Origin of the sequence: Streptomyces sp. NBC_00239 (assembly GCF_036194065.1) — a bacterium.
GTDB lineage: Bacteria > Actinomycetota > Actinomycetes > Streptomycetales > Streptomycetaceae > Streptomyces.
On the sequence record NZ_CP108095.1, the window covers coordinates 3,277,059 to 3,302,716 of the forward strand.

Genomic DNA, 25,658 nt, shown 5'->3' on the forward strand with positions numbered 1-25,658 from the left:
CCGGCGCGGGTGGACGCGGGTGGACGCGAAGCGGCACGGGATCAGTGCCGGCCGGGCGCGGGTCAGTGCGCGACGGCGGGCGCGGGTCAGTGCGCGACGGCGGGCGCGGGTCAGTGCGCGACGGCGGGGGCGGCCAGTCGGCGCCAGCCGCGCTGGGCGGCGATCTCCGCCATGCGCGGGTCGTCGCCGACCACGACCCCGCGCCCGACGGCTTCGAGCAGCGGCAGGTCGCTGAGGTGGTCGCCGTACGCGACGCACGCCTCGGGGGCCAGGCCGTGGCGGGCCGTGTAGGCCCGGGCGGCGCGCGCCTTGGCGGCGCCGATCATCGGCTCGTGGATCTCGCCGGTGAGCAGGCCGCCGCGGACCACGACCCGGGAGCCGTGCGCCTCGGTGGCACCGAGCCGCTCGGCGAGCGGTTCGAGGCAGGCGTGGAAGGAACCGGACAGCAGCACGGTCGGGGTGCCGCGCCGCCGGTGTTCGCCGTGTTCGGCGACGGCGGGCCGGATCCAGAAGGTGTCGGACTCGGCCTCGCGGGCGGCCCAGGACCGGCCCAGCCGGGTCAGCAGCGCGGCGGACTCGCCGGCGTAGAAGCGGTAGTAGGCGCGGTTGACGTCCTCGCGGGCCGCCCCCATGGCCGCCATGCCGGTGAGTTCGCCGTTGAGCCGCTCGTACACGTCGGGGGTCTCGCCGCGTTCGGCGAGGTAGAAGGCGAGGAAGCGGAACATGCTCTTGACCGAGATCAGCGTCTCGTCGACGTCGAAGAACGCGGCCCGGGCCGGCGGCAGCGGGTGCCGTGCCGCCGTGCGGGGTTCAGACACCGACGAGGTCCTGCCCGGCCGGGGCGGCCACACCGGCACCGGCGTCGGCGCGCTGCGCGAGGTGCTCGACGGCGTGGCGGGCCCGCTTGCCCTCCTTGGCCTTGATGACGTGGCTGTCGAAGGCGGTGAACGCGACCCGGGTGACGGAGGCGCGGCGGCCCGCCTGGACCACCCCGATCTCGACGGTGAAGGACAGCCGCGAGGGGTCGTCGATGCGCTGGTCCTCGATGCGGTACTCGATGGTGGCGTCGAGCGGGAACAGGAAGTTCTCGAAGTCCGTGTTCATGGACTCGATGACGAAGTAGTAGTTCCGCTCGGGGTGCCGGCTGGCGAAGTAGCGCTCGCTGACGGCGAGGAACATCTGGCGGGCGGCCTCGATGGCCACCATGCCCTGGATGTGCTGGCCGGTCTGGTGGTCGAGCAGCAGTTCGTTGTCGTTGTGCACGCGCAGCGAGGCGCGGAAGAAGGCGTCGTCGACCTGGTGCAGGTCGGCGATGAGCGCGTTGGACTCCAGGCACTTGTGCACCTCGCCGCGGCCGGCGAGGACGGTGGCCGGCAGGTGCGCGCGCAGCCGGCTGGCGAGGCCGTGGCGGCGGATCTGCTCGCGGACGAGGTCCCACTCGAAGGCGGTGACGCCCTGCGCGGCCTGGACCAGTACGGGGTCCCCGGCCTCGGCGTAGGTGCCGGTCTGGAGGTCCGCGAGGAACTGGGTGACGGTGCTGACGTCATCCTGGGCGGAGAAACCGGCAAACCGGTCCCCTACGAGAAATACCGTCTGAATTGGCGCGATTGTTGCAGTCATGCTCACTCCCGGACCCTTCGTACGTCGGCGGACATGGATCAAGGTAGGCCGACGGAGGAGCCGAAGCAACCATCTAGTTGGTTCTTTGTCACGTCGAACCAACTAGATGGTTGCTCGGGTGTCGCGGATACGGGATCCTTGGGGCATGCCCCTCCAGAAGTCACAGATCACGCGCCGCAAGCTGATCGACACCGCCCGCGCGGAGTTCGCCGAACACGGCATCGCGGGCGCGCGCGTCGACCGCATCGCCGAGCACTCGGGCGTCAACAAGCAGCGCATCTATGCCTACTTCGGCAACAAGGAAGGCCTCTTCGCCGCCGTCATCAGCGACACGTACGAGGAACTCGGCCGCCAGGTCCCCGTCCCCGACACCATCGAGGGCATGCGCCGCTACGTCGGGGCGGTCTTCGACTACCACGCCGCCAACAGCGACCTCGTGCGGCTGCTCGCTTGGGAAGGGCTGCACTACGGCTCGAACGACTTCCCGGGCCGGGAGGAGCGCCAGGCCTACTACGTGCACAAGAGCGCCGCGTTCAGCGACGCCCTCGGCATCGACTCCCCCACCGAGGCCGCGCACCTCCTCTTCAGCCTCATCGCCATGGCGTCCTGGCCCTTCGTCGTGGAACAGCAGCGCCGCCTCATGACCGAACCCCCGGCCGTACCGGGCGGCGGCCGCGAACTCCTCCGCGAAAGCATCACCCACTACGGCCGGACCCTGATCGACTCCCTCTCCACCCCAACCAAAACCTGAAGCCCCCCACCCCCGGCCCCGCCAAACCCAAGCCCCGCCAACCCAGCCCCGCCGGCGTTCGACGCGCAGGGCAAGGGCGGAGCCCCACCCAGCCCCGCCGACGCTTGAGGCGCGGGGTCCGGGGCGGAGCCCCACCCAGCCCCGCCGGCGTTTGAGGCGCGGGGTCCGGGGCGGAGCCCCACCCAGCCCCGCCGGCGTTTGAGGCGCGGGGTCCGGGGCGGAGCCCCGAAAGGCGGGGCCCGGACTCCCGAAGGTGACGAGGGCAACACCGGCACCACGGTCCGCCCGCGGACCCACGCATTCCGCAGGCCGGAGCACACACACGCACCCGCTTTCGAAGGAGGGACCCGCCCACCACCCCCGTCTCGCGCGAAATGGGACATTTCACCGGCCCGGCGGCGGGCCCCGACCGGGCCAAAAGCCTGGGCGACCCGCCGCGCGGGCCCGTAAGCTCCCGTCATGCAGGTGATCCAGTCAACGAAGCTCGCCAATGTCTGCTACGAAATTCGCGGCCCGGTCCTCGAAGAGGCCATGCGGCTCGAAGCAGCAGGTCATCGCATCCTCAAGCTGAACACGGGCAACCCCGCGGCATTCGGTTTCGAGTGCCCGCCCGAGATCCTCGAGGACATGCTCCGCAACCTGGGCAGCGCCCACGGGTACGGGGACGCGAAGGGGCTGCTCTCCGCGCGCCGCGCGGTCATGCAGCACTACCAGACCAAGGGCATCGACCTGGACGTCGAGGACATCTACCTCGGCAACGGCGTCTCCGAGCTGATCCAGATGTCCATGCAGGCGCTGCTGGACGACGGCGACGAGGTGCTGGTCCCGGCCCCGGACTACCCGCTGTGGACGGCCTCCGTCAGCCTGGCCGGCGGCACCGCCGTGCACTACCGGTGCGACGAGCAGTCCGACTGGATGCCGGACCTCGCCGACATCGAGCGCAAGATCACCGACCGCACCCGCGCCATGGTGATCATCAACCCGAACAACCCCACCGGCGCCGTCTACGACGACGAGATGCTGCGCGGCCTCACCGACATCGCCCGCCGCCACAACCTGGTGGTCTGCTCGGACGAGATCTACGACCGGATCCTCTACGACGGCGCCACGCACACGAACACCGCGGCGATCGCGCCCGACCTGCTCTGCCTGACCTTCAACGGGCTCTCGAAGAACTACCGCGTCGCCGGCTACCGGGCCGGCTGGATGGCGGTCTGCGGCCCGAAGAAGAACGCCGCGTCGTACATCGAGGGCCTGACGATCCTGGCGAACATGCGGCTCTGCGCCAACATGCCCTCCCAGCACGCCATCGCCACCGCCCTGGGCGGCCGGCAGTCCATCGTGGACCTGGTCCTGCCCGGCGGCCGACTGATGGAGCAGCGGGACACGGCGTACGACCTGCTGACGCAGATCCCGGGCATCAGCTGCGTGAAGCCCAAGGGCGCGCTGTACCTCTTCCCGAAGCTCGACCCGGCAGTCTACAAGATCAAGGACGACCGCCAGATGGTCCTCGACCTGCTCAGGGCCGAGAAGATCATGGTCGTGCACGGCACCGGCTTCAACTGGCCCGAGCCCGACCACTTCCGGATCGTCACGCTGCCCAACGCCAAGGACCTCGCCGACGCCGTCACCCGGATCGGCACGTTCCTCGACGGGTACGGACAGCCGTAGGACCAGCCCTTCGCGCCCGCCGGCCGCGCGTTCGGGTGACGTGCGGTCCTGGATTCTGGACTCATCTCTACTTTAGAACCAATCCAATGTAGGATGGTCTCCTGCCCGCTGCCAGGAGGCCATCCATGTACGAGCCGACACGCACCAAGCCGGGGCACGGCCTGCCCGGCCGCGCCGCTCATACGGCCGACTTCCCGCACCGCACCCGCGGCGAGGAGCTGGACATCCAGCTCGCCGGACACCTGGCCGCCCTGCTCGCGCTCACCGACGAGCTCGGCCTCGACGAGCCCGCCGAGGCCATCGCCCGCCAGGTCGCCCGCCTGCGCGGCGCGCCGCCGGCCCGGCACGCCGGACACACCCGCGACAACACCGTCACCCTGCACCGCCGTGCCCACGACACGGCAGCCCGCGCCCTGCTCGTCGCCGCCTCCCGCGCCGACACCTCGGTGGCGATCCTCGCCGCCGAGCGCATGGACGCGCACACCGCCGCGCTGGAACTCGCCGCGGCCTCCTGAACGGCCCCGGTCCGGGGCCGCGGAGGCTCCGGACCGGGAGCCATGACGCGCGCCCGCCGCACGGCCCGGCCCGCTTCCGGCCCGACGCGCGACCCCCGGACCCGCGCACGGCCCGCGCCCGCCGCACGAGCGGCAGCACCGCCTCACGGCACGGCCCGCTCCAGCACCACCGAGCTGACCCCGCAGTACGGGACCACGCCCGCCGCCCACACCGGGCCCCGCACCTCACGGCCGGCCGACCCGCGCGGCGCCAGGTCCACCACCGCGTCCCGGCCCGACTCCCCCGGCTTCCCGGCGTCCCGGCGGAACTCCACGGTCACCACGTACCGCGCCGGCTGCGCCCGCCGGCTGGTGACCCGTATGTCCGCGACCACCCGCCGGCTCGCCGGATCGACCCGGCAGCCCGTCAGCGTCACGTCCTGCGCGACGGGCGGTGGCGGCGCCGCCTGCGGCCGCGGCTGCGGCCGGGGCCCGATCGCCGCCCAGGAGTAGAGCACGAACGGCGCGAACACCAGCAGCGCGGCGACCAGCACCAGAGCGACCTGCCAGCCCAGCCATTCCCCGGATTTCGCGCCGGGCCGCGCGTCCCGGCGCGCGCCGGGTCTGTCGTACGACATGGACCGATCATTCCCAGCCACCGCCGCACGACACCGCCCGGCTTCGGAATAGGGACTGCTTCGTCACCCGGCGTTCACTCAACTCCGCCAGGAATGTGGGTTTCCGCGAGCACGCTGCCCCCGTGAGACGCATCCTGGGAATCGTCCTGGCGATCGTGCTGATCGGCGGCGTGGCAGCAGCCGTCATCGCGGGTCGCGGAGGTCAGGGCACGGGCGGCACGGCAACGAAGACCGTCCGCGGAATCATCGGTTCGGAGAAGAGCGAGTTCTTCACGGACCCCGACGTGGTGAAAGCCCTTGCTGCCAAGGGATACACCGTCGAGACCGAGACGTCCGGCTCGTGGGCGATGGACCGGCTCCCCCTCAAGGAGTACGACTTCGCCTTCCCGAGCAGCGGCGAGCCCGCCAAGCGGATCCTCGCCAAGGCGGGACTGAAGGCGGCGCAGGCCGCCCGGCCGTTCTACTCGCCGCTCGTCGTCATCACCCGCGGCAACGCCGCCAAGGTGCTCGCCGACAACGGACTGGTCACCCTCACCGGCAAGAACACCGGCACCCTCGACATGGGCGCCTACCTCGACGCCGCCGCCGAGGACCGCAGCTGGCAGCAGCTCAAGGGCTCGTCCGCCCACGCCGAGCTGACCGGCACGGTGTTCGTGAAGACCACCGACCCCGCCAGCTCCAACTCCGGCGCGCTCTGGCTCGCCGCCGCGTCCAACGTCGCCAACGGCAGCAGGGCCGTCGCCGACGACCGGGCCGTCAAGGCCACCGCGCCCCTGATGCGCAAGCTCTTCTCCGTCCAGGGCGCCCTCGCGCCCAGCACCGACGAGCCCTTCCGTGACTTCATCAGCGGCGCCGGCGACCCGCTGATCCTCGTCTACGAGTCCCAGATCGCCGCCCTGCTGCTCCAGCACCAGGACCCGGGCGACATGGTCGTGCTCTACCCGGACACCACCGTCAACAGCGACCACACCCTGGTCCCCCTCAACGACGAGGCCGAGGGGCTCGGCGAACTCCTCACCACCGACAAGGAGCTCCGCGAGCTGGCCGTCAAGCACGGCTTCCGCCCGCAGGGCGCCTTCTCCGAGTTCCTCACCGCCACCGCCCCGCACTCCGCCTTCCTCAACCGGAAGCTGGCCGGAATCCGCCAGGTGTCCGCGCCGACCCTCCCCGTCCTGCAGGCGCTCGCGCAGCAGGCCACCGGCAAGAACTGAAGGGCAGGACGCCACTCATGACCACGCCTGACGAGCCGCAGCTCGTATTGACCGCGCCCGAGCCCGTCCCCGTCGTCCGCAAGGAACAGGCCGCCGGCCTGGTCCCGCTCCAGGACGGCGTACGCGAGGAGATGGCCCGGCGGGCCGGCGAGTACGTCGGCACCCTCGCCGGACTCGACGCCCGCTCCCCCGAGTTCGCCACCCGCATCGGGGAGATCGCCGGACTCGGCGCCGGCGAGATCCGCACCGCCGCCCAGCAGTCCAACCGGATGCTGGAGCGGGCCGTGCGCTCGCTCGGCGCCGACGGCGGCGCCGACGCGCAGGTCCGCGTCGCCGGCTCGCTCGTCGAACTGCGCCGCACCGTCGAGGACCTCGACCCGCGCGACAGCCCCGGCAAGGGCGCCCGCCGCTTCCTCTCCAAGCTCCCCGGCGGCAACAAGTTCCGCGACCACGTCGCCAAGTACGCCTCCTCCCAGGCCACCCTCAACAAGATCGTGGGCGCCCTGCGCGGCGGCCAGGACGAGCTGCGCCGCGACAACGCGGCACTGCACACCGAGCGGGCCCGGCTCTGGGAGACCATGGGCAAGCTCCAGGAGTACGCGGTCCTCACCGAGGCCCTCGACGCGGCCGTCGAGGAGCGCATCACCGAGACCGGGGCCACCGACGCGCAGCAGGCCGACGTCCTGCGCGCCGACGTCCTCTTCCCGGTCCGGCAGAAGCACCAGGACCTGCTGACCCAGCTCGCCGTCTGCGCCCAGGGCTACCTGGCCATGGACGTCGTACGCCGCAACAACGACGAGCTGATCAAGGGCGTCGAGCGGGCCGCGACCACCACCGTGTCCGCGCTGCGGATCGCCGTCATGCTGGCCTCCGCCCTCGACAGCCGGCGCAAGGTCGTCGAGCAGGTCAACACCCTGCGCAACACCACCGAGGACCTGATCCGCGGGAACGCCGAGATGCTCGCCACCCAGAGCGGCGAGATCCAGCGGATCGCCGCCGACCCCGCGGTCGGCGCGGAGACCCTGCGCACCGCCTTCGCGCAGATCTACAAGACGCTCGACGCCATCGACACCTTCAAGGTGCAGGCCACCGAGAACATGGCCGCCACCGTGGAGTCCCTGACCGGCGAACTCCAGGCCGCCTCCGCCCATCTGGCGCGCACCCGCACCACCGGCGCCCTCGAAGGAGGCGGCACCGCATGACCCCGCACCGCACTGCCGCTCGGAGCACGGACCCGCAGCCCACGAACCGGCAGCGCCCCGACCCGCACCGCGGCGGCCGGCGTCGCGCCGGGGGCCGCCGGCTCCTCGCGCTGGTCCTGTCCACGGCCGCCGTCCTGGCCGCCACCGCCTGCACCTCCGAGGAGCCCGACGGCCCCGAGGAGACCGCGTACCGCGACGGCACCCTGCGCGTGCTGGCCTCCAGCGAACTCGCCGACATGGAACCGGTGCTCGAAGCGGCCCGCAAGGCCACCGGCGTCACCGTGAAGCTGACCTGGACCGGCACCCTCGACGCCGCAGAGCAGGTCGCCTCCGGGAAGGCCGACGGCCGCTACGACGCGATCTGGCTGTCCTCCAACGACTACCTGCGGCTGCGGCCCGAGGCGGTCGGCAAGCTCGGCTCCGAGACCCCGGTGATGTCCTCGCCGGTCGCGCTCGGCGTGAAGCCCGCCGCCGTCGCCCGGCTCGGCTGGAAGCCCGCCGAGGTGACCTGGTCGGCGATCCACTCGGCCGTCGCCGCCGGCAGGCTCACCTACGGCATGACCGACCCGGTGCGCTCCAACTCCGGTTTCTCCGCGCTGATCTCGGTGGCGTCCGGCCTCTCCGGAGCCCAGGCCGCCCTCACCGACGCCGACGTGAAGAAGGCCGCGCCCCGGCTCACGGAATTCTTCGCCGGGCAGAAGCTGACCTCCGGTTCCTCCGGCTGGCTGGCCTCCGCGTACACCCGCCGCGGCACCGTGGACGCGCTCGTCAACTACGAGTCCGTGCTGATGTCGATGAACCGGGACGACAGGGCCGGGCTGACCGTGATCCGGCCCCGCGACGGGGTGGTCACCGCCGACTACCCGCTCACCCTGCTCGGTTCGGCGCCCGCCGGCGCCCGCGAGGCGGGCCGCGCCCTGACCACGTACCTGCGGGGCGCCGAGGCCCAGCGGGCGATCACCGGGAAGACCTTCCGGCGGCCGGTCGCGGCCGGGGTCTCCCCCGCGCCCGGCCTGGCCGCGGACAAGCGCCGGGAACTGCCGTTCCCGGGCACCCGCCCGGTCGCCGACGGGCTGCTCGCCTCGTACGAGAACGAGCTGCGCCGCCCCTCGCGGACCGTGTACGTGCTCGACACCTCCGGCTCGATGGAGGACGAGAACCGGATCGGACGGCTGCGGGACGCGCTCTCCGAGCTGGCCGGCACCGGGAGTTCGGCGCCCGGCGAACGGTTCCGGGACCGCGAGCAGGTGACGCTCCTGCCGTTCGGGTCCGAGGTGAAGGACGTGCACACGCACCTGGTGCAGCCCGGGGACCCCGACGCGGCCCTGGACGCCATCCGCCGGGACGTGAACGCGCTCACCCCCGACGGGGGCACCGCCGTGTACAGCAGTCTGGAAGCCGCCTACGAGCACCTGGGCAAGGAGCGCACCGACGCGTTCACCTCGATCGTGCTGATGACGGACGGGGAGAACACCGAGGGCGAACCGGCCTCGCACTTCGACAGCTTCTACGCGGCGCTGCCCGCCGACCAGCGGGCAACCCCGGTCTTCGCGGTGCTCTTCGGGGACTCGGACCGCAGGGAACTCGCCCACATCACCGAGCTGACCGGCGGCCGGCTGTTCGACGCGACCGGCGGGAACGGTTCACTGGACGGCGCCTTCGAGGAGATCCGTGGCTACCAGTAGAGGCACCGCGGCACGCGTCCTGGGCTACCTGGAGTCCCGCAAGAACCTGGCCGGCTCCGCGTGCGGGGTGGCAGGGCTCGCGCTCACCTTCACGGGCCTGGCGGGCGCCTACTGGCCCGTCGTGGTCGCCGGACTGTACGGCGCGGGCGCGCTGATCGCCCCGCCGGAGCGGCTGCCGGCCCCCGAGTTCGAGGATCCGGCCGAGGAGTTCGACGCGCTGCGCGAAGACTTCGCGACCCTGTGCGAATACCTGGGCGAGGTGGAGCTGCCGGCCGCCGCGGGCGACCGGCTCACCGGCCTGCTGGGCCGGTACGGGGCGCTGCTCGACCCGGCGCACGGCTGGGTCGCGGACCTGCTCGCGACGGACCCGGAGTCGGTGCACGTGCTGTCGCGGGCGATCCGCCAGGACGTGCCCGAATGCGTGGACACGTACCACCGGACCCGCTGGTGGACCCGGCTGCAGCCGGGCACGGAGGCTCCCGAACGGCACCTGGAGCGGCAGCTGACGGTGCTGTACGAGGAGGTGGAAGGCCTGACGGCGGGCCTCCAGGACAGGGAGGCCCGCCGTCAGCAGACGCACACGACCTATCTGGAGGAGCGCGGACGCTCCTGACAGACGCGACAGGTGGTCGTGTGCTGCGGTGGGAACCGCTTGGTCGGGGGCTCCCACAGCGGTGGGGGCCGCTTGGTCGGGGGCTCCCACACTTATTCGCCCGGTACGGGCGGCTCGGTCAGCCGAGCCGCTCCACCAGGGCGTGGTACTGGTCCCACAGCTCCTTGGGAGTGTGGTCGCCGTAGGTGTTGAGGTGCTCGGGGACCAGGGCGGCCTCCTCGCGCCACACCTCCTTGTCGACGCTGAGGAGGAAGTCCAGGTCCGCGGCGGGCAGGTCCAGGCCGTCGGTGTCCAGGGACGCGACGGTCGGCAGGATGCCGATGGGGGTCTCGACGCCCTCGGCGGTGCCGTCGAGGCGGCCGACGATCCACTTCAGGACGCGGCTGTTCTCGCCGAAGCCGGGCCACACGAACTTGCCCGCGTCGTTCTTGCGGAACCAGTTCACGTAGTAGATCTTCGGGAGCTTGGACTGGTCCTTGCCCTTGGCGACGTCGACCCAGTGGCCCATGTAGTCGCCCATGTTGTAGCCGCAGAACGGCAGCATGGCGAAGGGGTCGCGGCGCAGCTCGCCGACCTTGCCCTCGGCGGCGGCGGTCTTCTCGGAGGCGATGTTCGAGCCGATGAAGACGCCGTGGTTCCAGTCGAAGGACTCGGTGACCAGCGGCACGGCGGAGGCGCGGCGGCCGCCGAAGAGGATCGCGGAGATCGGGACGCCCTTGGGGTCCTCCCACTCGGGGGCGATCGTCGGGCACTGCGAGGCCGGGACGGCGAAGCGGGCGTTGGGGTGGGCGGCCGGGGTCTCCGAGGCCGGAGTCCAGTCGTTGCCCTTCCAGTCGATCAGGTGGGCGGGCGCCTCTTCGGTCATGCCCTCCCACCAGACGTCGCCGTCGTCGGTGAGCGCGACGTTGGTGAAGACGGTGTTCGCGTACATCGTCTTCATGGCGTTGGCGTTGGTGTGCTCGCCGGTGCCGGGGGCGACGCCGAAGAAGCCGGCCTCGGGGTTGATCGCGTAGAGGCGGCCGTCCTCGCCGAAGCGCATCCAGGCGATGTCGTCGCCGATGGTCTCGACCGTCCAGCCGGAGATCGTGGGCTCCAGCATGGCGAGGTTGGTCTTGCCACAGGCGGACGGGAACGCGGCGGCGACGTACTTGCTCTCGCCCTGCGGCGGGGTGAGCTTGAGGATCAGCATGTGCTCGGCGAGCCAGCCCTCGTCGCGGGCCATGACGGACGCGATGCGCAGGGCGTAGCACTTCTTGCCGAGCAGGGCGTTGCCGCCGTAGCCCGAGCCGTACGACCAGATCTCGCGGGTCTCGGGGAAGTGCGAGATGTACTTGGTGGTGTTGCACGGCCACGGCACGTCGGCCTGGCCCTCGGCGAGCGGAGCGCCGAGGGTGTGGACCGCCTTGACGAAGAAGCCGTCGGTGCCGAGCTCGTCCAGGACCGGCTGTCCCATGCGGGTCATGGTGCGCATCGCGACCGCGACGTAGGCGGAGTCGGTGATCTCGACGCCGATCGCGGAGAGCTCGGAGCCGAGGGGGCCCATGCAGAAGGGCACGACGTACATCGTGCGGCCCTTCATGGAGCCGCGGAAGATACCTTCCTGCCCGGCGAAGAGCTCCTTCATCTCGGAAGGGGCCTTCCAGTGGTTGGTCGGGCCCGCGTCCTCCTCCTTCTCGGAGCAGATGAAGGTCCGGTCCTCGACGCGCGCGACGTCGGAGGGGTCGGAGGCGGCGTAGTACGAGTTCGGGCGCTTGACCGGGTCCAGCTTCTTGAAGGTGCCCTTCTCGACGAGCTCCTCGCACAGGCGCTCGTACTCGGCCTCGGAACCGTCACACCAGACGATCCGGTCGGGCTCGGTGATGGCTGCGATCTCGTTCACCCAGGAGGTGAGCTCCTGGTGCTGGGTCGGGACGGTGGTGGGAGCCGCGTTGTCGCGCGCCACGATTGCTCCTTGTTGAGGGGTTTGTTTGGTGTATGCCCCGTGGGGGCTGCGACCCGGACGCTTCGCGCTCCGCTCATCCGGTGCCGACCGCACTCATCTGATCATCCGGTGCGTGTGCGCATATGTCCAGGGGGCCTCTCACGTGAGCATCGCCACTCCAGTCAATCTTCTGTAAAGCGGACGTTCGGCAGGCAGACCGAAAGTTACGGACCCGTAGGTAGCATGAGCGCATGACTTCAGATGCCCTCGTGAAGCCGGTGATGCGCGGCTGGCTGCATGCCGGGATGTTCCCCGCGGTGCTGGTCGCAGGCCTCGTCCTGATGGCGTTGACCGACTCGACGCGGGCACGGGTGGCGTGCGGCGTCTACATCCTCACGGCGTGCCTGCTCTTCGGCGTCAGCGCGATCTACCACCGGGGCACCTGGGGGCCGCGCGGCGAGGCCGTACTGCGTCGACTCGACCACGCCAACATTTTCCTGATCATCGCAGGGACCTATACCCCGCTGACCGTCCTCCTGCTGCCGCCGTCCACCGGACGGACCCTCCTGTGGGCGGTGTGGATCGCGGCCGCCGCGGGCATCGCCTTCCGGGTCTTCTGGGTCGGCGCGCCGCGCTGGCTGTACACGCCCTGCTACATCGCGATGGGCTGGGCGGCGGTCTTCTTCCTGCCCGACTTCATGCGCACCGGCGGCATCGCGGTGCTCGTCCTGGTGATCGTCGGCGGCCTGCTGTACAGCGCGGGAGGGGTCATCTACGGGCTGAAGCGCCCCGACCCCTCGCCGCGCTTCTTCGGTTTCCACGAGGTGTTCCACTCGCTGACCCTGGCGGCCTTCGTGGCGCACTACGTGGGGATCTCGATGGCGGCCTACTCGCACTGAGCGGGCCCTTCCGCGTCGGGTGGGCGCCGGGCCGACCGACCCGGCGCCCACCCGTACCGCGTGTTCAGGGGCGGGCCGGCCCCAGCTGCTCCGCGAGTTCGGCCGGGTCGGTGGTGGGCAGGGCGCAGACGAAGTGCCGGCAGACGTAGGCCGTCGGACTGCCGTCCACCAGCGTGCGCTCGGACAGCAGCGGGAACTCCGCCTCCGGCCCCGCCTTCTGGTCCGGCAGCCCCACCGCCACCACGGCCCCGGGCGCCGGCCCGAGCAGCGCGGTGCGGTGCAGCGCGGCCGTCGCCGGGTCGTCAGGGTGGCCGACCACCGCGATCTCCCGCGGCCCGTCGAGCATCGCCTCGGTGACGGCGAGCCCCCAGCCGATGAAGCGGGGGGCGCGCGGGCCCAGCGCGTGCACCACGCCGAGCGCCCGTTCGGCCGCCGTGCGGTGCGCCTGCGAGCCGGTGTGCGCCGCGTACGAGAGCAGTGCGCCCGCCGCGGCCGTCCACCCGGAGGGCGCGGCGGTGTCGGTCGGGTCCTGGGGGCGGCGGATCAGCTGTTCGGCATCGTGCGCGGTGTCGTAGAGCGTGCCGTCCTCGGCCGTGAACCGGTCGAGGATCAGGTCGGTGAGGAAGCCGGCGAACTCCAGCCAGACCCCCTCCCCGGTCACGCCCGCCAGCGCGAGGAAGCCCTCGGCCACGTCCGCGTAGTCCTCCAGCACGCCGGCGTTGGCGCCGGCCCGGCCGTCCTTGCTGGTACGGGCCAGCCGGGCGCGGCCGGCGGTGGCGTCGAAGTGCACGCGGACCAGCAGGTCGGCGGCCTCGGTGGCGCGTTCGACCAGGTCGGGGCGGTCGAAGTAGGCGCCGCACTCGGCGAGCGCGGCGATCGCGAGCCCGTTCCAGGCGGCCACGATCTTGTCGTCGCGGCCGGGCGCGGGCCGCGCGTCCCGGGCCGCGAGCAGCCGCGCCCTGATGCCGTCGAGCCGTGCGGCGTCGGCGGCCGGCCCGTCCTGCGGCAGCCGGAGCACCGACGTGCCGTGCTCGAAGGTGCCCTCCTCGGTCACCCCGAAGCAGGCCGCCGCCAGCTCCCCGTCGGCGTCCCCGAGCACCTCGCGCAGCTGCGCCGGGGTCCAGGCGTAGTAGGCGCCCTCCACGTGCTCGCCGGTGTCCGGGTCCTCGCTGTCGGCGTCGAGCGCAGAGGCGAAACCGCCCTCCCGGGTGCGCAGTTCTCGGACCATGAAGTCGGCGGTCTCCAGCGCGACCCGGCGGGCCAGCGCGGAGCCGGTGGTGCGCCACAGGTGCGCGTACACCCGGCACAGCAGCGCGTTGTCGTACAGCATCTTCTCGAAGTGCGGGACGATCCAGTCGCGGTCCACGGAGTAGCGCGCGAAGCCGCCGCCGAGCTGGTCGTAGATCCCGCCGCGGGCCATCGCCTCGCAGGTGTCGGCGGCCATCTGGAGGGCGCCCTCGGCGCCGGTGCGCGCGTAGTGGCGCAGCAGGAACTCGATCGCCATGGACGGCGGGAACTTGGGCGCGCCGCCGAATCCGCCGCGGGCCGCGTCGTAGTCGCGGGTCAGCCCGAGCAGCGCCTGCGCCAGCTCCTCGGGTCCGGGCGCCCCGGCCTTGCCGTAGTCGAGCTGCCGGCCGGCGAGGTCCCGCACGATCTTCTGCGCGACCTCGGCGACCTCCTCGCGGCGGCCGGTCCAGGCGGTGTGCACGCCTTCGAGCACCTGCGGGAAGGAGGCCATGCCGTGGCGGGGCTCGGGCGGGAAGTAGGTGCCGAAGTAGAACGGCTCGGCGTCCGCGGTCAGGAAGACGGTCATCGGCCAGCCGCCCTGGCCGGTGGCGGCCTGCACGGCCTCCATGTAGACGGCGTCGACGTCGGGCCGCTCCTCGCGGTCCACCTTGACGTTGACGAAGTGCTCGTTCATGTACGCGGCGGTCCGCTCGTCCTCGAACGACTCGTGCGCCATGACGTGGCACCAGTGGCAGCTCGAATAGCCGACGCTGAGCAGCACCGGAACGCCGCGCTCCCGTGCCTTCGCGAACGCCTCGGGTGACCAGGGCCACCAGTCGACCGGGTTGTCCGCGTGCTGGAGCAGATACGGGGAGGTCTCGTCAGCGAGGCGATTCGGCATACCGACAATCTAAGCCGTCCGCCCCGCCGACACCCCGGGCGCAACACCGCCCCACCGACGCCCGGGTGCCCGACCTCCAGCCCCACCGACACCCTGAGCGCAACCCCCAGCCCCACCGACACCCTGAGCGCAACCCCCAGCCCCACCGACGCCCGGGGGTGCAACCCCCAGCCCCACCGACGCCCGGGGGCGCAACTTCCAGCCCCACCGACACCCTGAGCGCAACCTCCAGCCCCACCGACGCCCGGGGGCGCAACTTCCAGCCTCGCCGACGCCCGGGGGTGCAACTTCCAGCCTCGCCGGCGTTTGAGGCGCGGGTCCGGGCGGAGCCCGGTTCCCGGCGTCAGCCGGGTTGCAGTCCTGGGGCTCCGCCCCAGACCCCGCGCCTCAAACGCCGGCGAAGCTGGAGACGGCCCGCTCACGCTGAGGCGCGCACGGCGCTCGGGTGGGACGGAAAGCTCTGAATTCGCTCAACTCCCGCCGGCGTGCGGGGGATTCCCTCGCGTTTGCATGCATCCCGCAGGAAACTGGTGGCTCCGGACGGCCGGCGCGGCGGAGGGGATGCGGATGCAGATGCGGGACGTGCATCGGGGCGAGGCGGAGCGGGCGCTCGCGCGGGCGGTCGAGGAGGAGGTCCGACGGTCCGGCGGCCGGGTGGAGCAGGGGGCGCTGATGGCACGCGCGCTGCCGTCGCTGGAGGCGATGGCGGCGACGGCCGGGCCGGAGTACGAGGCCTGGACGCGGGCCCTGGACGCGGACGCGGCCACCGAGCAGTCGCTCGGCGCGGCCTTCCGCAGCTCGAACAACGCGACGGCCGTACTGGTGACGGGCGTTGCGGCGGCGGCCGCGGTCGCCGCGGACCTCTGCCTCGGCCTGGACGCGGCGTCCTCGTTCGGCGCGGGGGCCGTCGTCGCCGTCGCCGGGGCGGCGGCCACCGTGGCGAAGGTGACGGCGGTCCACCTGCCCGCCGCGCACCGCCGGGCGGGCGCCCTGAGCCAGCCCGGCGGCACCGAGCAGCTGCGGCTCCAGTGGCTGTCCGCCCTGGAGGTGCGCGGGATCCGGCCGTTCCTCGACCGGCAGCGGGCGGCGGGCGCGGCGCGGCCTGCGGCGCGTGCGGACCGGCCGTCCGGGACCGGGCCGCAGCTGCGCGGCACGGACCGCAGCGCGGCCGCCCGCCGGCGCAGCGCGCTGGAGCAGTCCTTCGGGCAACTCCCGTCCGGTGACGGGGTGTTCCTGGGACGGCGGGCGGAGCTGGCCCGCATCGTGCAGTGGGTGCAGGCGGCCCGCGCCGGTACGGAGACCCTGCCGGTGGTCGTGGTGCTGCACGGGGATCCCGGTGCGGGCCGCACCTCCCTCGCGGTGCGGGCGGCGCACGAGGTCCGGGACCAGTACCGGGGCGCCTGCGTGGTCGACCTGCGCGGCGGCTCGCTCAGCGGCGAGACCCCGCTGCCGACCCGGGAGGCGCTGCTGCACCTCCTGAACCGGCTGGGCGCGCCCCGCGAGCAGCTGCTGTTCCGCGACCGGTCGTCGGCCGCGCAGCAGATGCGGCGGCTGGTGGAGCTGTACCACGAGCACGTGCGCGGCGTGCCGGTCACGGTGGTCCTCGACGACGCGGTGGACGCGGAGCAGGTGCGGTTGCTGCTGCCGGAGCGCTCCGACAGCCTGGTGCTGGTGACGGCCCGGGAGCGGCTGGAGCTCCCCGCGGACGTCCCGGCCCGGGTCCACCACCTGGAGGTGGCGCCGCTGGCGGCCGCGGATGCCGAGGCGGTGCTGCGTACGGCGGTCGAGGACGCGCAGACGTCGGTGTACGACGAGCAGGCGCTGGAGGCGATCTTCCGGTTCACCGGCGGGCTGCCGCTGGCGCTGCGCCTGACGGGCCCGCTGCTGGGGACGCACACGGCGCGCCGGTTCGAGGTGCACCTCGCCGAGCGGCTGGGTTCACTCGACGTGACGGACCGGGCGCTGGACCTGTCGTACGCGCACCTCCAGGAGCCCGCCCGGCAGCTGCTGCGGCGGCTGTCGCTGGCCGGCCGGGTGTCGGTGGGGGCGGCCGCCGCGGCCGCGCTGGCCGAGGGGTCGGAGGGGGACGCGCTGCGGCTGCTGGCGGGGCTGGCCCGGGCCGGGCTCGTCGACCACGTGCGCGGGGAGCGGTACCGGCTGCACGACTCGGTGCGCTCGTACGCGGCCGCGAAGCTGCTCGCGGAGGAGGACCGGGACGACATCGCGGCGGCGCAGGAGCGGCTGATCCGGACGTACGCGCAGCTGGCGGACGCGGTGATCCGGATGGTCGACGGGAAGACGTCGACGCGCGCGGACCGGTTCGGCGGGCACGGCTTCGCCTCGCTGGACGCGGCGCTGGCCTGGCTGGACGAGGAGTCGAGCTTCATCACGGCGGCGCTGCGGCACACCGAGGGCGTGGACCAGCGGGCCGTGCTGGACCTGCTGGGCGCGCTGTGCGACTACTGCCTGCTGCGCGGCGACCTGTACCGGCTGGGCGAGATCAACGAGCTGATCCAGGCGGTGGAGGCGGGCCGGGCGGCCGGCGGCGATGGCGAGGGCGGCGGCGGGCAGGGGCTGCTGGCCCGGTCGGTGCAGTGGCGCACCGGCATCGCGGCCCGCCAGCTCGGCGAGCTGGACACGGCGCGTTCGACGCTGACGTCGGTGGTCGACCTGTACTTCGAGGCGCAGCACACGGCGGGCGCGGCGCGGGCGCTGTGCTCGCTGGGCATCACCCTGCACCACCAGGGTCAGCTGACGGAGGCGGCGGCGAAGCTGCGCGAGGCGCTGGAGGTGCAGTCCGGGGAGGAGCTGGCGGCCGACCGGGCGTGGACGCTGCACGCGCTGGCGGCGGTGGAGCGGGACCGGGCGAACCTGGCCGAGGCGCGGTCGCTGCTGGCCCTGTCGCTGGCGCTGCACGAGGAGAGCGAATCGCTGCACGGGCAGGGCTGGGCGCATTTCCAGCTGGGCCAGGTGCACCTGCGCGGCGGTGACGTCCCGGGGGCGGAGCGGGAGCTGCGGCGGGCCCTGGACCTGGCGGGGCGGACCCGCGACGGGCGGGCCGAGGCGTGGGCGCTGACGGAGCTGGCGCGGGCCCGGCTGGTGGCCGGGGAGCCGGGTGCGGCCGTCGACGGGCTGCGGGAGGCGCTGTCGCGGCACCGGGAGTCGGAGGACGCGCGCGGCGAGGCCTGGACGTTGTACTACCTGGGGCAGGCGCTGGAGGAGCGCGGCGACGCGGACCAGGCGGTACGGGAGCTGGAGCGGGCCCGGACGATGTTCTCGCGGATGCGGGACGTGTACGGGCTGGCCTGCGCGCGTCACCACTCGGGGCGGGTCACCCGCGACGTGCGGGCCGTGCAGACCGGCGGCCTGCGCAATTCGGGTTTCGCGCGGCAGCTGCTGGCGGACGCGCGGGCGGACTTCCGCCGCATCGGGCTGGCCCACGGCGAGGCGTGGACGTGCCTGGAGCTGGTGGTGGTCGACGCGGGGAACGCGCGGATCGCCCAGGCGTTGGGGTTGTGCGAGGAGGCGGTGGCGCTGTTCGACTCGTACGGCGACGCGCGGGGCGGGGACTGGGCGCGGTTCCTGCGCTGCACGTTGTTGCCGTACGCGGATCCTGACGCGGGGGTGGCGGCGGCCGTGGCGGAGATCGCGGCGCTTGCGGCGCGGCCGCACGGGTTGCGTGACGGGCGGTTGTCCGAGGCGCTCGACGCGTATGCGGTCGCCCTGGACCGCGGGGTCGACCCGGCCGCGGGATGGCAGGCGTGGCGCCTGAACCTCACCCCCGACCGGCACGCCCGGGAAATCATGGGCGTCCCCGCCTGACCCGCGGGTCTCCGCCCCGCACCCCGGTCCTCACACGCCGGCGAGGCTGGATTCCGCCGTGCTGAGCCGAATGCCGTGCTGAGCCGGGATCCGGCCCGTCCGGCGATTGAGGACCGGGGTGCGGGCGTGCCGGGCCGCCCCGGGGCCCGGGGTGTCCCGGGTCGGGGCGGCGGCGCGGCGGGGTCAGGCCTGGTGGGGGCCTGCGGCCGGCGAGGCGGGGCCGGCGGCGCCGGACTCGGTCGCCGCCTCGTCGAAGTCGACGCGCCCCATGTGCCGGTTCATGGACTTCATCAGGGCCCACACGCCGACGGCCAGCGCCGCGAACACGAGGAAGCCGAGGATGCCCGGCGTCACCTTGTTCTTGTCGAAGCTGTCGGCCAGCGGAACGAGCTGGGTCAGTGCTGCCTGCGTAGCGCTCATAGCTACGCATTCTCCCGGATGCCCGCGAAGAGGTCGTCCTCGGGGAGGGATGTCGGCACGAGCGACTTCGCGAGCTCGTACTCCTCGGTCGGCCAGATCTCCCGCTGGATGTCCAGCGGCACCCGGAACCAGCCGCCGTCCGGGTCGATCTGCGTGGCGTGCGCGATGAGGGCCTTGTCGCGGATCTCGAAGAACTCGCCGCACGGCACGTACGTGGTCAGCGTCCGCTCGGTGCGCTCGAACTCCTTCCAGCGCTCGATCCACTCCCCGTACGGCGACTCCATGCCGCGCTCCAGCAGCCCGTTGTGCAGGGCGAGGGTGCGCGGCTTGTTGAAGCCCTGGTTGTAGTAGACCTTCTGCGGCTGGTACGCGGGCCCGAACTCGGCCTCGGGGTACTTCTCGGTGTCGGCCGCACCGTCGAAGGCCACCATCGTGATCTTGTGGGTCATGATGTGGTCGGGGTGCGGGTAGCCGCCGTTCTCGTCGTACGTCGTGACGACGTGCGGTCGGAACGCGCGGATCTTGGCGACGAGCCGCCCGGCGGCCGCGTCGACCTCCTCCAGCGCGAAGCAGCCCTCGGGCAGCGGCGGCAGCGGGTCGCCCTCGGGCAGGCCCGAGTCGACGTATCCCAGCCACTCCTGCTTGACGCCCAGGATCTCCCGGGCCTCGTCCATCTCCTTGCGGCGCACCTCGTGGATGTTCTCCTCGATGTACTTGTCGCCCTGGAGCTTGGGGTTGAGGATCGAGCCGCGCTCGCCACCCGTGCAGGTCACGACCAGCACGTCCACCCCCTCGGACACGTACTTGGCCATGGTGGCCGCGCCCTTGCTCGACTCGTCGTCGGGGTGGGCGTGCACGGCCATCAGTCGAAGCTGCTCAGTCAAGACTCGATCCCTCGGTGATGGGGCGGGGTGGACGGCTTCTATAGTGACCGAATCGGGGGACGGAAAATTCCGCGGGCCCACGGTCCGCACGACAAAAGAGCCCCTGCGAAAGGATCGGTCGATGAGCGCGGTACGCGAAAGCCTTCCCGAGGGCCGCTACGGCCGCTCCGAGGACGAACGCGCCGACCGCAAGCTCAAGATCGTCGGCTCGCTGCTGGGCGTCGGCCTGCTCGGCCTGGTCGGCTGGATCGGCTACGACTACGTCGGCGGCCAGACGGTCAGCGGCCAGGTCATCACGTTCCGGGTGGTCTCGGACTCCGAGGTCCGCATCCAGCTGGAGATCCACAAGGACACCGCGGCGATCGAGGCCGTGTGCACGGTCAACGCCCAGGACCGCGACCACGCCGATGTCGGCCGCGCGGACTTCTCCTTCGACGCGAAGCAGACCCGCCTCGACGAGACCGTCGTCCTCAAGACCACCTCCCGCGCCACCTCCGCCGAACTCGTCTCCTGCCAGGCCCGCTGACCCGGCCCGCCGCGGCCCGTGGCCCGCAGCACGGGAACGGCCCCGGTCAGGGCGCCCCTCACGTCACGGCGCCTCGAAGGTCGGGGCGGTCGTGGACGGCGGGACCACCCACGGGTGGGTGATCGAGGCCCAGACGGTGAAGGCCGCGACGGCCGCGATCAGGAGCAGCCAGCCGGCGCGGTGCAGTGCCCGGCGGCGGCGCAGCAGGCGCAGGCCGCGGCCGGCCGCGAGGGCCGCCAGGCCGGACGGGACCGGCGGCCGGGGGCCCTCCAGGAGGCGGCGGATCTCGGTCTCGCGGTGGTTCGAGGCGGTCATCGGGCCGTTTCCCTCCTCGTCGCCGGGCGCGGGTTCAGCAGGGTGGCGGCGCGGGCTGCCAGGGCCCGGACGCGGTCCGGGGGCAGGCCCAGGAGGGCGCCGATCTGTTCCTCGGCCATGCCTTCGTAGAGCCGCAGGACCAGTACCAGGCGCAGCCGCGGGGTGAGGCGGGTGAGGACGCCGCCCCGGCCGCGGCGGTGGCGCCAGGCGGCGCGGGCGAAGGCGGCACACAGTTCGCGGCGGGCGTGGGCGTACGGATCGTCGCCGCGGAGCCGGTCCCAGTGGGCGTACGTACGGGCCAGGGCGCCCGCGAGGAGTTCGCGGGCGGCGGGGTTGGCGTCGTCGGGCTCGGTGGTCAGCAGGGTCGCGGCATGCAGCAGCCGACCGGCGGCTCCGGCGACGAACGCCTCGAACTCCCGGTCCCAGCACGGGGATTGATCATCCGGCCCGACCGTCACCCTTCCCATAAGGGGGCAGCGGGGCCGTCGTGGTCAAGAGGTCTGCGCGGGCTCCGTCGCGTCGGCGCCCGCGGCCGCCATCCGCTCCGAGAGGGAGATGTTGAAGCGGGTCAGGAGCGTGGTGAAGGATTCCCGCTCGTCCTCGCTCCAGCCCTCGGTCACCTGGGCCATCAGCTCGCGGCGCGAGGAGCGTACGTCCTCCAGGCGGGCCAGGCCGCGCGGCGACAGCGCGAGGACCACCGCGCGGCCGTCCTCGGGGTGCGAGGTGCGCTTCACCAGACCGGTGTCGACGAGCGGTGCGACCTGCCGGGTCACGGTCGACGAGTCGATGCCCATGCCCGCGGCCAGCGCCTTGACGCCCATCGGGCCTTCCAGGTCCAGCCGGTTGAGCAGCAGGTACGCGGCGCGGTCCATCGAGTTGCGGGCCTGTCCGACCCCGCCCAGCCGGGTCTGCTCGGCACGGCGTGCGAAGACCGCCACCTGGTGCTGGAGGGCGTCGAGGAGGCCGGCGGCGGAGTCGGCCGGCACGTCAGGATGGGCCGGGGAGGAGGGCATGGCCAGGGGCTCTCTTCATGCAAGGGGGCGACAGGGATGGGGGACAGAGTACGCCGCCCGGGTGCGGCCCGTACCGTGCGTGCGCAATCCCGCGACGCAATCCCCACAGCGGCCCGACCCCTCCCCACCACGCCGGAGTTCACGCCTACGCCCTGCGGCGCAACCTCCAGCCTCGCCGGCGTCCTGGGCCGCCACCCCCAGCCCCGCCGACGCCCTGGGCCGCCACCCCCAGCCCCGCCGGCGATTGAGGCGCGGGGTTTGGGGCGGAGCCCCAAGAGCAACCCGGCTCCGCCGGGCACCGGGCTCCGCCCGGACCCGCGCCTCAAACGCCGGCGAGGCTGGATGTCGCCGCCCGGGCAGGGGCAGGGGATCGGGCCGCGCCGTGGGGGCGGGGGGCTGGGAGACTGGCGGTATGAGTTACGGACTGCCGATCCCCATCGCGCCGGTCATCATCGACGACGTCCGCGGCGCCCAGAAGATGCTGTCCGGCGTCGCGCGGGTCACCGCGATGGAGGGCAGCCGGTACCTGTCCTCACTGGTGGCGGCCCCGGTGCACCTGAAGTGCGAGAACCTCCAGCGGACGGGCTCCTTCAAGCTGCGCGGCGCGTACGTGCGGATCGCCGGCCTGTCACCGGTGCAGCGCGCCGCCGGCGTGGTCGCGGCCAGCGCCGGCAACCACGCGCAGGGCGTCGCCCTCGCGTCCTCGCTGCTCGGCGTGCGGTCCACCGTGTTCATGCCGGTCGGCGCACCTCTGCCGAAGGTCGCGGCGACCCGCGACTACGGCGCCGAGGTGGTCCTGCACGGGCAGGTGGTCGACGAGTCGCTGGCCGCCGCCGAGGAGTACGCGGAACGCACCGGGGCGGTCTTCATCCACCCCTTCGACCACCACGACATCATCGCCGGGCAGGGCACGGTCGGCCTGGAGATCCTGGAGCAGTGCCCGGAGGTCCGCACGATCCTGGTCGGGATCGGCGGCGGCGGGCTGGCCGCCGGGATCGCGGTCGCGGTGAAGGCGCTGCGCCCGGACGTGCGGATCATCGGCGTGCAGGCGGCGGGCGCGGCCGCGTACCCGCCCTCGCTGGCCGTGGGCCACCCGGTCTCGGTCGACGCGCCGAACACGATGGCCGACGGCATCAAGGTGGGCCGCCCCGGCGACGTCCCGTTCCGGATCATCGGCGAACTGCTGGACGACGTACGGACCGTGTCCGAGGAGGCGCTGTCCACGGCGCTGCTGCTCTGCCTGGAGCGGGCCAAGCTGCTGGTCGAGCCGGCCGGGTGCAGCACGGTCGCGGCGCTGCTCAGCGAGCCGGAGCGGTACGGGGACGGCCCGGTGGTGGCCGTGCTGTCGGGCGGGAACGTGGACCCGCTGCTGCTCCAGCGGATCCTGCGGCACGGCATGGCCTCCGCGGGCCGCTACCTGTCGCTGCGGCTGCGCGTGGCGGACCGGCCGGGGGCGCTGGCCGGGCTGCTCGGGGTGCTGTCGACGGTGGACGCGAACGTCCTGGACGTCAGCCACGTGCGGACCGACCCGCGGCTCGGACTCACCGAGGTCGAGGTGGAGCTGCACCTGGAGACGAAGGGGCCCGAGCACTGCGCGGAGGTCGCCCGCTCCCTGCACGCGGCCGGCTACCGGGTCATGAGCTGATCGCGGCCCCCCGGCGCCGCCCGCCGCCGCCCGCCGGCGCCGCCGCCCCCTCCGACCCGCCTCTCCGAAAAGCCGTGGTCCGGCACGACATGAGGCGATACCGTGCAGCCCGGTTCACCCGTCCGGCCGGGCGGGAGGCCGGCTCCACTCATACGATTTGCGTAGGAAACACCCGATTCACTCGATTTACCCGATTGATGTACAGGGAGAACCCCTATGCCAGGCGCGATCTACGCCGAAGGTCTGGTGAAGACCTTCGGTGATGTACGGGCCCTGGACGGTGTGGACCTCGATGTTCCCGAGGGCACCGTGCTGGGCCTGCTAGGCCCCAACGGCGCGGGCAAGACCACGACCGTGCGCGTCCTGACCACCCTCCTCCAGCCCGACAGCGGCCGGGCCGTCGTCGCCGGCATCGACGTGCTCAAGCACCCCAACGAAGTGCGGCGCAGCATCGGCCTGTCCGGCCAGTTCGCCGCCGTCGACGAATACCTGACCGGCCGCGAGAACCTCCAGATGGTCGGCCGGCTCTACCAGATGAACGCCAAGGCCGCGAAGGCCCGCGCGGACGAGCTGCTGGAGCGCTTCAACCTGGCGGACGCGGCCGACCGCACCGCCAAGACCTACTCCGGCGGCATGCGCCGCCGCCTCGACCTCGCGGCCGCACTGGTCGTACGGCCGCCCGTGATGTTCATGGACGAGCCGACCACCGGCCTCGACCCCCGCAACCGGCAGGGCCTGTGGGACGTGATCCAGGAGCTGGTCGCGGGCGGCACCACCCTGCTGCTCACCACCCAGTACCTGGAGGAGGCCGACCACCTGGCGCACGACATCTGCGTGGTCGACCACGGCCGCGTCATCGCCCGCGGCACCTCCGACCAGCTCAAGGCCCAGACGGGCGGCGAGCGCGTCGAGGTCGTCGTGCACGAGCGCGAGCACATCGCCACCGCCCGCGAGGTCCTCTCGGCCTTCGGCAAGGGCGAGACCGCGGTCGAGGACCACACCCGCAAGCTCACCGTCCCGGTCACCGGCGGCGCCAAGCTGCTCGCCGAGGTGATCCGCGAGCTGGACTCGCGCGGCATCGAGATCGACGACATCGGCCTGCGCCGCCCGACCCTCGACGACGTCTTCATCTCCCTGACCGGCCACGTGGCCGTGGCGGAGGAGGAGAACGGCGAGAGCGCGCCCGCCGACAAGGCGGACAAGGGACACAAGGGCCGCAAGGCACGGACGGAGGACGCCACGTGACCGCCGACACCTCCACCCTCGGCACCGGCGGCGGCGCCGGGACCGGGCACGTCGCCCCGCGCCCGCGCGGCAGCGTCGTCCAGTCCGTCAGCGACTCCCTGGTCATCGCCAAGCGGAACCTGATCCGGATGTCCCGGATCCCCGAGATGATCATCTTCGGCGTGATCCAGCCGGTGATGTTCGTCGTCCTGTTCAGCTACGTCTTCGGCGGCTCGATCAGCGTCGACGGCAACACCTCGCCGGCCGCGTACCGCGAGTTCCTGATGGCCGGCATCTTCGCCCAGACGGTCACCTTCGCGACCGCCGGGGCGGGCGCGGGCATCGCCGACGACATGCACAAGGGCCTGATCGACCGGTTCCGCTCGCTGCCGATGGCCCGCGGCGCGGTCCTCACCGGCCGTACCCTCGCGGACCTCGTGCAGACCACGCTGACCCTGGTGGTCCTCGCGATCGTCGCGCTGCTGGTCGGTTGGCGCACCCACACGAGCGTTGGCGAGGTCCTGGCGGGCTTCGCGCTGCTGCTCCTGCTCGGGTACGCGTTCTCCTGGATCGGCGCGCTGATCGGGCTGTCCGTACGGACCCCGGAGGCGGCCACCTCGGGCGGTCTGATCTGGCTGTTCCCGCTGACGTTCATCTCGAACGCGTTCGTCCCCTCCGACAACATGCCGACCTTCCTGCGGCACATCGCGGAGTGGAACCCCTTCAGCGCGACCGTGCAGGCGGCGCGCGAGCTGTTCGGCAATCTGCCGCCCGGCTACGAGGCGCCGGCGGCCTGGCCGATGCAGCACCCGGTGATCGCGTCCGTGCTCTGGTCGGTGATCATCGTCGTGGTCTTCCGGACCCTGTCGGTCCGCAAGTACCGCTCGGCCACCGCCTGACCCCGTCGGGCCCATCAGACCCCGTCGGGCACCGTCGGGCCCGCAAAATCCACGTGCCCCCGACCGCGCGAAGCGGT

Annotated in this window: 23 protein-coding genes; 13 read left to right on the forward strand and 10 right to left on the reverse strand. The window is 72.8% G+C overall.

The window, feature by feature from the left end; translation table 11 throughout:
* Window positions 1-110 precede the first annotated feature (110 nt).
* Window positions 111-818 (reverse strand): HAD family hydrolase, encoded by a 708-nt coding sequence (locus OG764_RS14220; protein ID WP_328968797.1) that lies wholly within the window; start codon window positions 816-818, stop codon window positions 111-113.
* Window positions 811-1,620, reverse strand: coding sequence for an AfsA-related hotdog domain-containing protein (locus tag OG764_RS14225; RefSeq protein WP_328968798.1), 810 nt, complete (start codon window positions 1,618-1,620; stop codon window positions 811-813). The genes OG764_RS14220 and OG764_RS14225 overlap by 8 nt, the downstream gene beginning before the upstream one ends.
* Before the next feature lie 145 nt (window positions 1,621-1,765).
* Here OG764_RS14225 and OG764_RS14230 point away from each other — a divergent pair, with 145 nt between their 5' ends.
* The 3 genes from OG764_RS14230 (at window position 1,766) to OG764_RS14240 (ending at window position 4,557) form a co-directional block, all read left to right on the forward strand.
* Window positions 1,766-2,371: a TetR/AcrR family transcriptional regulator gene (locus OG764_RS14230; RefSeq protein WP_328968799.1), complete on the forward strand. Its 606-nt coding sequence runs from the start codon at window positions 1,766-1,768 to the stop codon at window positions 2,369-2,371.
* A 459-nt stretch (window positions 2,372-2,830) separates the two neighbouring features.
* Window positions 2,831-4,042, forward strand: coding sequence for a pyridoxal phosphate-dependent aminotransferase (locus tag OG764_RS14235; protein WP_328968800.1), 1,212 nt, complete (start codon window positions 2,831-2,833; stop codon window positions 4,040-4,042).
* Window positions 4,043-4,167: 125 nt separating this feature from the next.
* Window positions 4,168-4,557 (forward strand): SCO4983 family protein, encoded by a 390-nt coding sequence (locus OG764_RS14240; RefSeq protein ID WP_328968801.1) that lies wholly within the window; start codon window positions 4,168-4,170, stop codon window positions 4,555-4,557.
* Between the two features lie 143 nt (window positions 4,558-4,700).
* Here the strand turns inward: OG764_RS14240 and OG764_RS14245 are convergent, their stop codons facing one another.
* The gene (locus OG764_RS14245; protein ID WP_328968802.1) at window positions 4,701-5,174 is read right to left on the reverse strand and encodes a hypothetical protein; all 474 of its coding nucleotides are present in this window, start codon (window positions 5,172-5,174) and stop codon (window positions 4,701-4,703) included.
* A 122-nt stretch (window positions 5,175-5,296) separates the two neighbouring features.
* On the opposite strand from OG764_RS14245, the gene OG764_RS14250 reads away from it, so the two are divergent.
* The 4 genes from OG764_RS14250 to OG764_RS14265 are packed head-to-tail and all read left to right on the forward strand — an operon-like array spanning window position 5,297 to window position 9,885.
* Window positions 5,297-6,385 (forward strand): substrate-binding domain-containing protein, encoded by a 1,089-nt coding sequence (locus OG764_RS14250; RefSeq protein ID WP_328968803.1) that lies wholly within the window; start codon window positions 5,297-5,299, stop codon window positions 6,383-6,385.
* Window positions 6,386-6,402: 17 nt separating this feature from the next.
* Window positions 6,403-7,587, forward strand: coding sequence for a toxic anion resistance protein (locus OG764_RS14255; RefSeq protein WP_328968804.1), 1,185 nt, complete (start codon window positions 6,403-6,405; stop codon window positions 7,585-7,587).
* Entirely contained in the window at window positions 7,584-9,272 is a 1,689-nt protein-coding gene (locus OG764_RS14260; RefSeq protein WP_328968805.1) for a substrate-binding and vWA domain-containing protein, read from the forward strand. The genes OG764_RS14255 and OG764_RS14260 overlap by 4 nt, the downstream gene beginning before the upstream one ends.
* Window positions 9,259-9,885, forward strand: a complete 627-nt coding sequence (locus OG764_RS14265) for a hypothetical protein (RefSeq protein WP_328968806.1) — start codon at window positions 9,259-9,261, stop codon at window positions 9,883-9,885. The genes OG764_RS14260 and OG764_RS14265 overlap by 14 nt, the downstream gene beginning before the upstream one ends.
* Window positions 9,886-10,003: 118 nt before the next feature.
* Here OG764_RS14265 and OG764_RS14270 read toward each other — a convergent pair whose 3' ends face one another.
* Complete coding sequence (locus tag OG764_RS14270; protein WP_328968807.1) at window positions 10,004-11,827, reverse strand: phosphoenolpyruvate carboxykinase (GTP); 1,824 nt, start codon at window positions 11,825-11,827, stop codon at window positions 10,004-10,006.
* Window positions 11,828-12,057: 230 nt separating this feature from the next.
* Between OG764_RS14270 and trhA the strand changes: the two genes are divergently transcribed.
* Complete coding sequence (gene trhA, locus OG764_RS14275; RefSeq protein WP_328968808.1) at window positions 12,058-12,705, forward strand: PAQR family membrane homeostasis protein TrhA; 648 nt, start codon at window positions 12,058-12,060, stop codon at window positions 12,703-12,705.
* 64 nt (window positions 12,706-12,769) lie between these two features.
* On the opposite strand, the gene OG764_RS14280 is transcribed toward trhA, so the two are convergent.
* On the reverse strand, window positions 12,770-14,833 hold the full coding sequence (locus OG764_RS14280; RefSeq protein ID WP_328968809.1) for a thioredoxin domain-containing protein: 2,064 nt from the start codon (window positions 14,831-14,833) through the stop codon (window positions 12,770-12,772).
* Window positions 14,834-15,406: 573 nt separating this feature from the next.
* Here OG764_RS14280 and OG764_RS14285 point away from each other — a divergent pair.
* Window positions 15,407-18,655 carry a tetratricopeptide repeat protein gene (locus tag OG764_RS14285; RefSeq protein ID WP_328973001.1) on the forward strand — a complete coding sequence of 1,083 codons (3,249 nt, stop codon included), beginning with the start codon at window positions 15,407-15,409 and terminating at the stop codon, window positions 18,653-18,655.
* A gap of 183 nt (window positions 18,656-18,838) precedes the next feature.
* Here OG764_RS14285 and OG764_RS14290 read toward each other — a convergent pair whose 3' ends face one another.
* Together OG764_RS14290 and mca are read right to left on the reverse strand one after the other, a co-directional pair.
* A complete protein-coding gene (locus OG764_RS14290; RefSeq protein ID WP_328968810.1) occupies window positions 18,839-19,075 on the reverse strand; it encodes a hypothetical protein in 237 nt (78 codons plus the stop codon).
* A gap of 2 nt (window positions 19,076-19,077) precedes the next feature.
* The gene (mca, locus tag OG764_RS14295) at window positions 19,078-19,959 is read right to left on the reverse strand and encodes a mycothiol conjugate amidase Mca (protein ID WP_328968811.1); all 882 of its coding nucleotides are present in this window, start codon (window positions 19,957-19,959) and stop codon (window positions 19,078-19,080) included.
* A gap of 121 nt (window positions 19,960-20,080) precedes the next feature.
* Here mca and OG764_RS14300 point away from each other — a divergent pair, with 121 nt between their 5' ends.
* The gene (locus OG764_RS14300) at window positions 20,081-20,485 is read left to right on the forward strand and encodes a DUF4307 domain-containing protein (protein WP_328968812.1); all 405 of its coding nucleotides are present in this window, start codon (window positions 20,081-20,083) and stop codon (window positions 20,483-20,485) included.
* A 63-nt stretch (window positions 20,486-20,548) separates the two neighbouring features.
* Here OG764_RS14300 and OG764_RS14305 read toward each other — a convergent pair whose 3' ends face one another.
* Genes OG764_RS14305 through OG764_RS14315 form a run of 3 tightly spaced genes read right to left on the reverse strand, consistent with a single transcriptional unit; the run spans window position 20,549 to window position 21,813 of the window.
* On the reverse strand, window positions 20,549-20,800 hold the full coding sequence (locus OG764_RS14305; RefSeq protein ID WP_328968813.1) for a hypothetical protein: 252 nt from the start codon (window positions 20,798-20,800) through the stop codon (window positions 20,549-20,551).
* The gene (locus tag OG764_RS14310; RefSeq protein WP_328968814.1) at window positions 20,797-21,267 is read right to left on the reverse strand and encodes a sigma factor-like helix-turn-helix DNA-binding protein; all 471 of its coding nucleotides are present in this window, start codon (window positions 21,265-21,267) and stop codon (window positions 20,797-20,799) included. The genes OG764_RS14305 and OG764_RS14310 overlap by 4 nt, the downstream gene beginning before the upstream one ends.
* Window positions 21,268-21,291: 24 nt before the next feature.
* Window positions 21,292-21,813: a MarR family winged helix-turn-helix transcriptional regulator gene (locus tag OG764_RS14315; RefSeq protein WP_328968815.1), complete on the reverse strand. Its 522-nt coding sequence runs from the start codon at window positions 21,811-21,813 to the stop codon at window positions 21,292-21,294.
* A gap of 412 nt (window positions 21,814-22,225) precedes the next feature.
* Between OG764_RS14315 and ilvA the strand changes: the two genes are divergently transcribed.
* The 3 genes from ilvA to OG764_RS14330 all read left to right on the forward strand — a co-directional run bounded on the left by ilvA (window position 22,226) and on the right by OG764_RS14330 (window position 25,581).
* On the forward strand, window positions 22,226-23,458 hold the full coding sequence (gene ilvA, locus OG764_RS14320; protein ID WP_328968816.1) for a threonine ammonia-lyase: 1,233 nt from the start codon (window positions 22,226-22,228) through the stop codon (window positions 23,456-23,458).
* Window positions 23,459-23,674: 216 nt separating this feature from the next.
* On the forward strand, window positions 23,675-24,703 hold the full coding sequence (locus tag OG764_RS14325) for an ATP-binding cassette domain-containing protein (protein WP_328968817.1): 1,029 nt from the start codon (window positions 23,675-23,677) through the stop codon (window positions 24,701-24,703).
* Entirely contained in the window at window positions 24,700-25,581 is an 882-nt protein-coding gene (locus tag OG764_RS14330) for an ABC transporter permease (RefSeq protein WP_328968818.1), read from the forward strand. The genes OG764_RS14325 and OG764_RS14330 overlap by 4 nt, the downstream gene beginning before the upstream one ends.
* The last annotated feature ends 77 nt before the right edge of the window (window positions 25,582-25,658 follow it).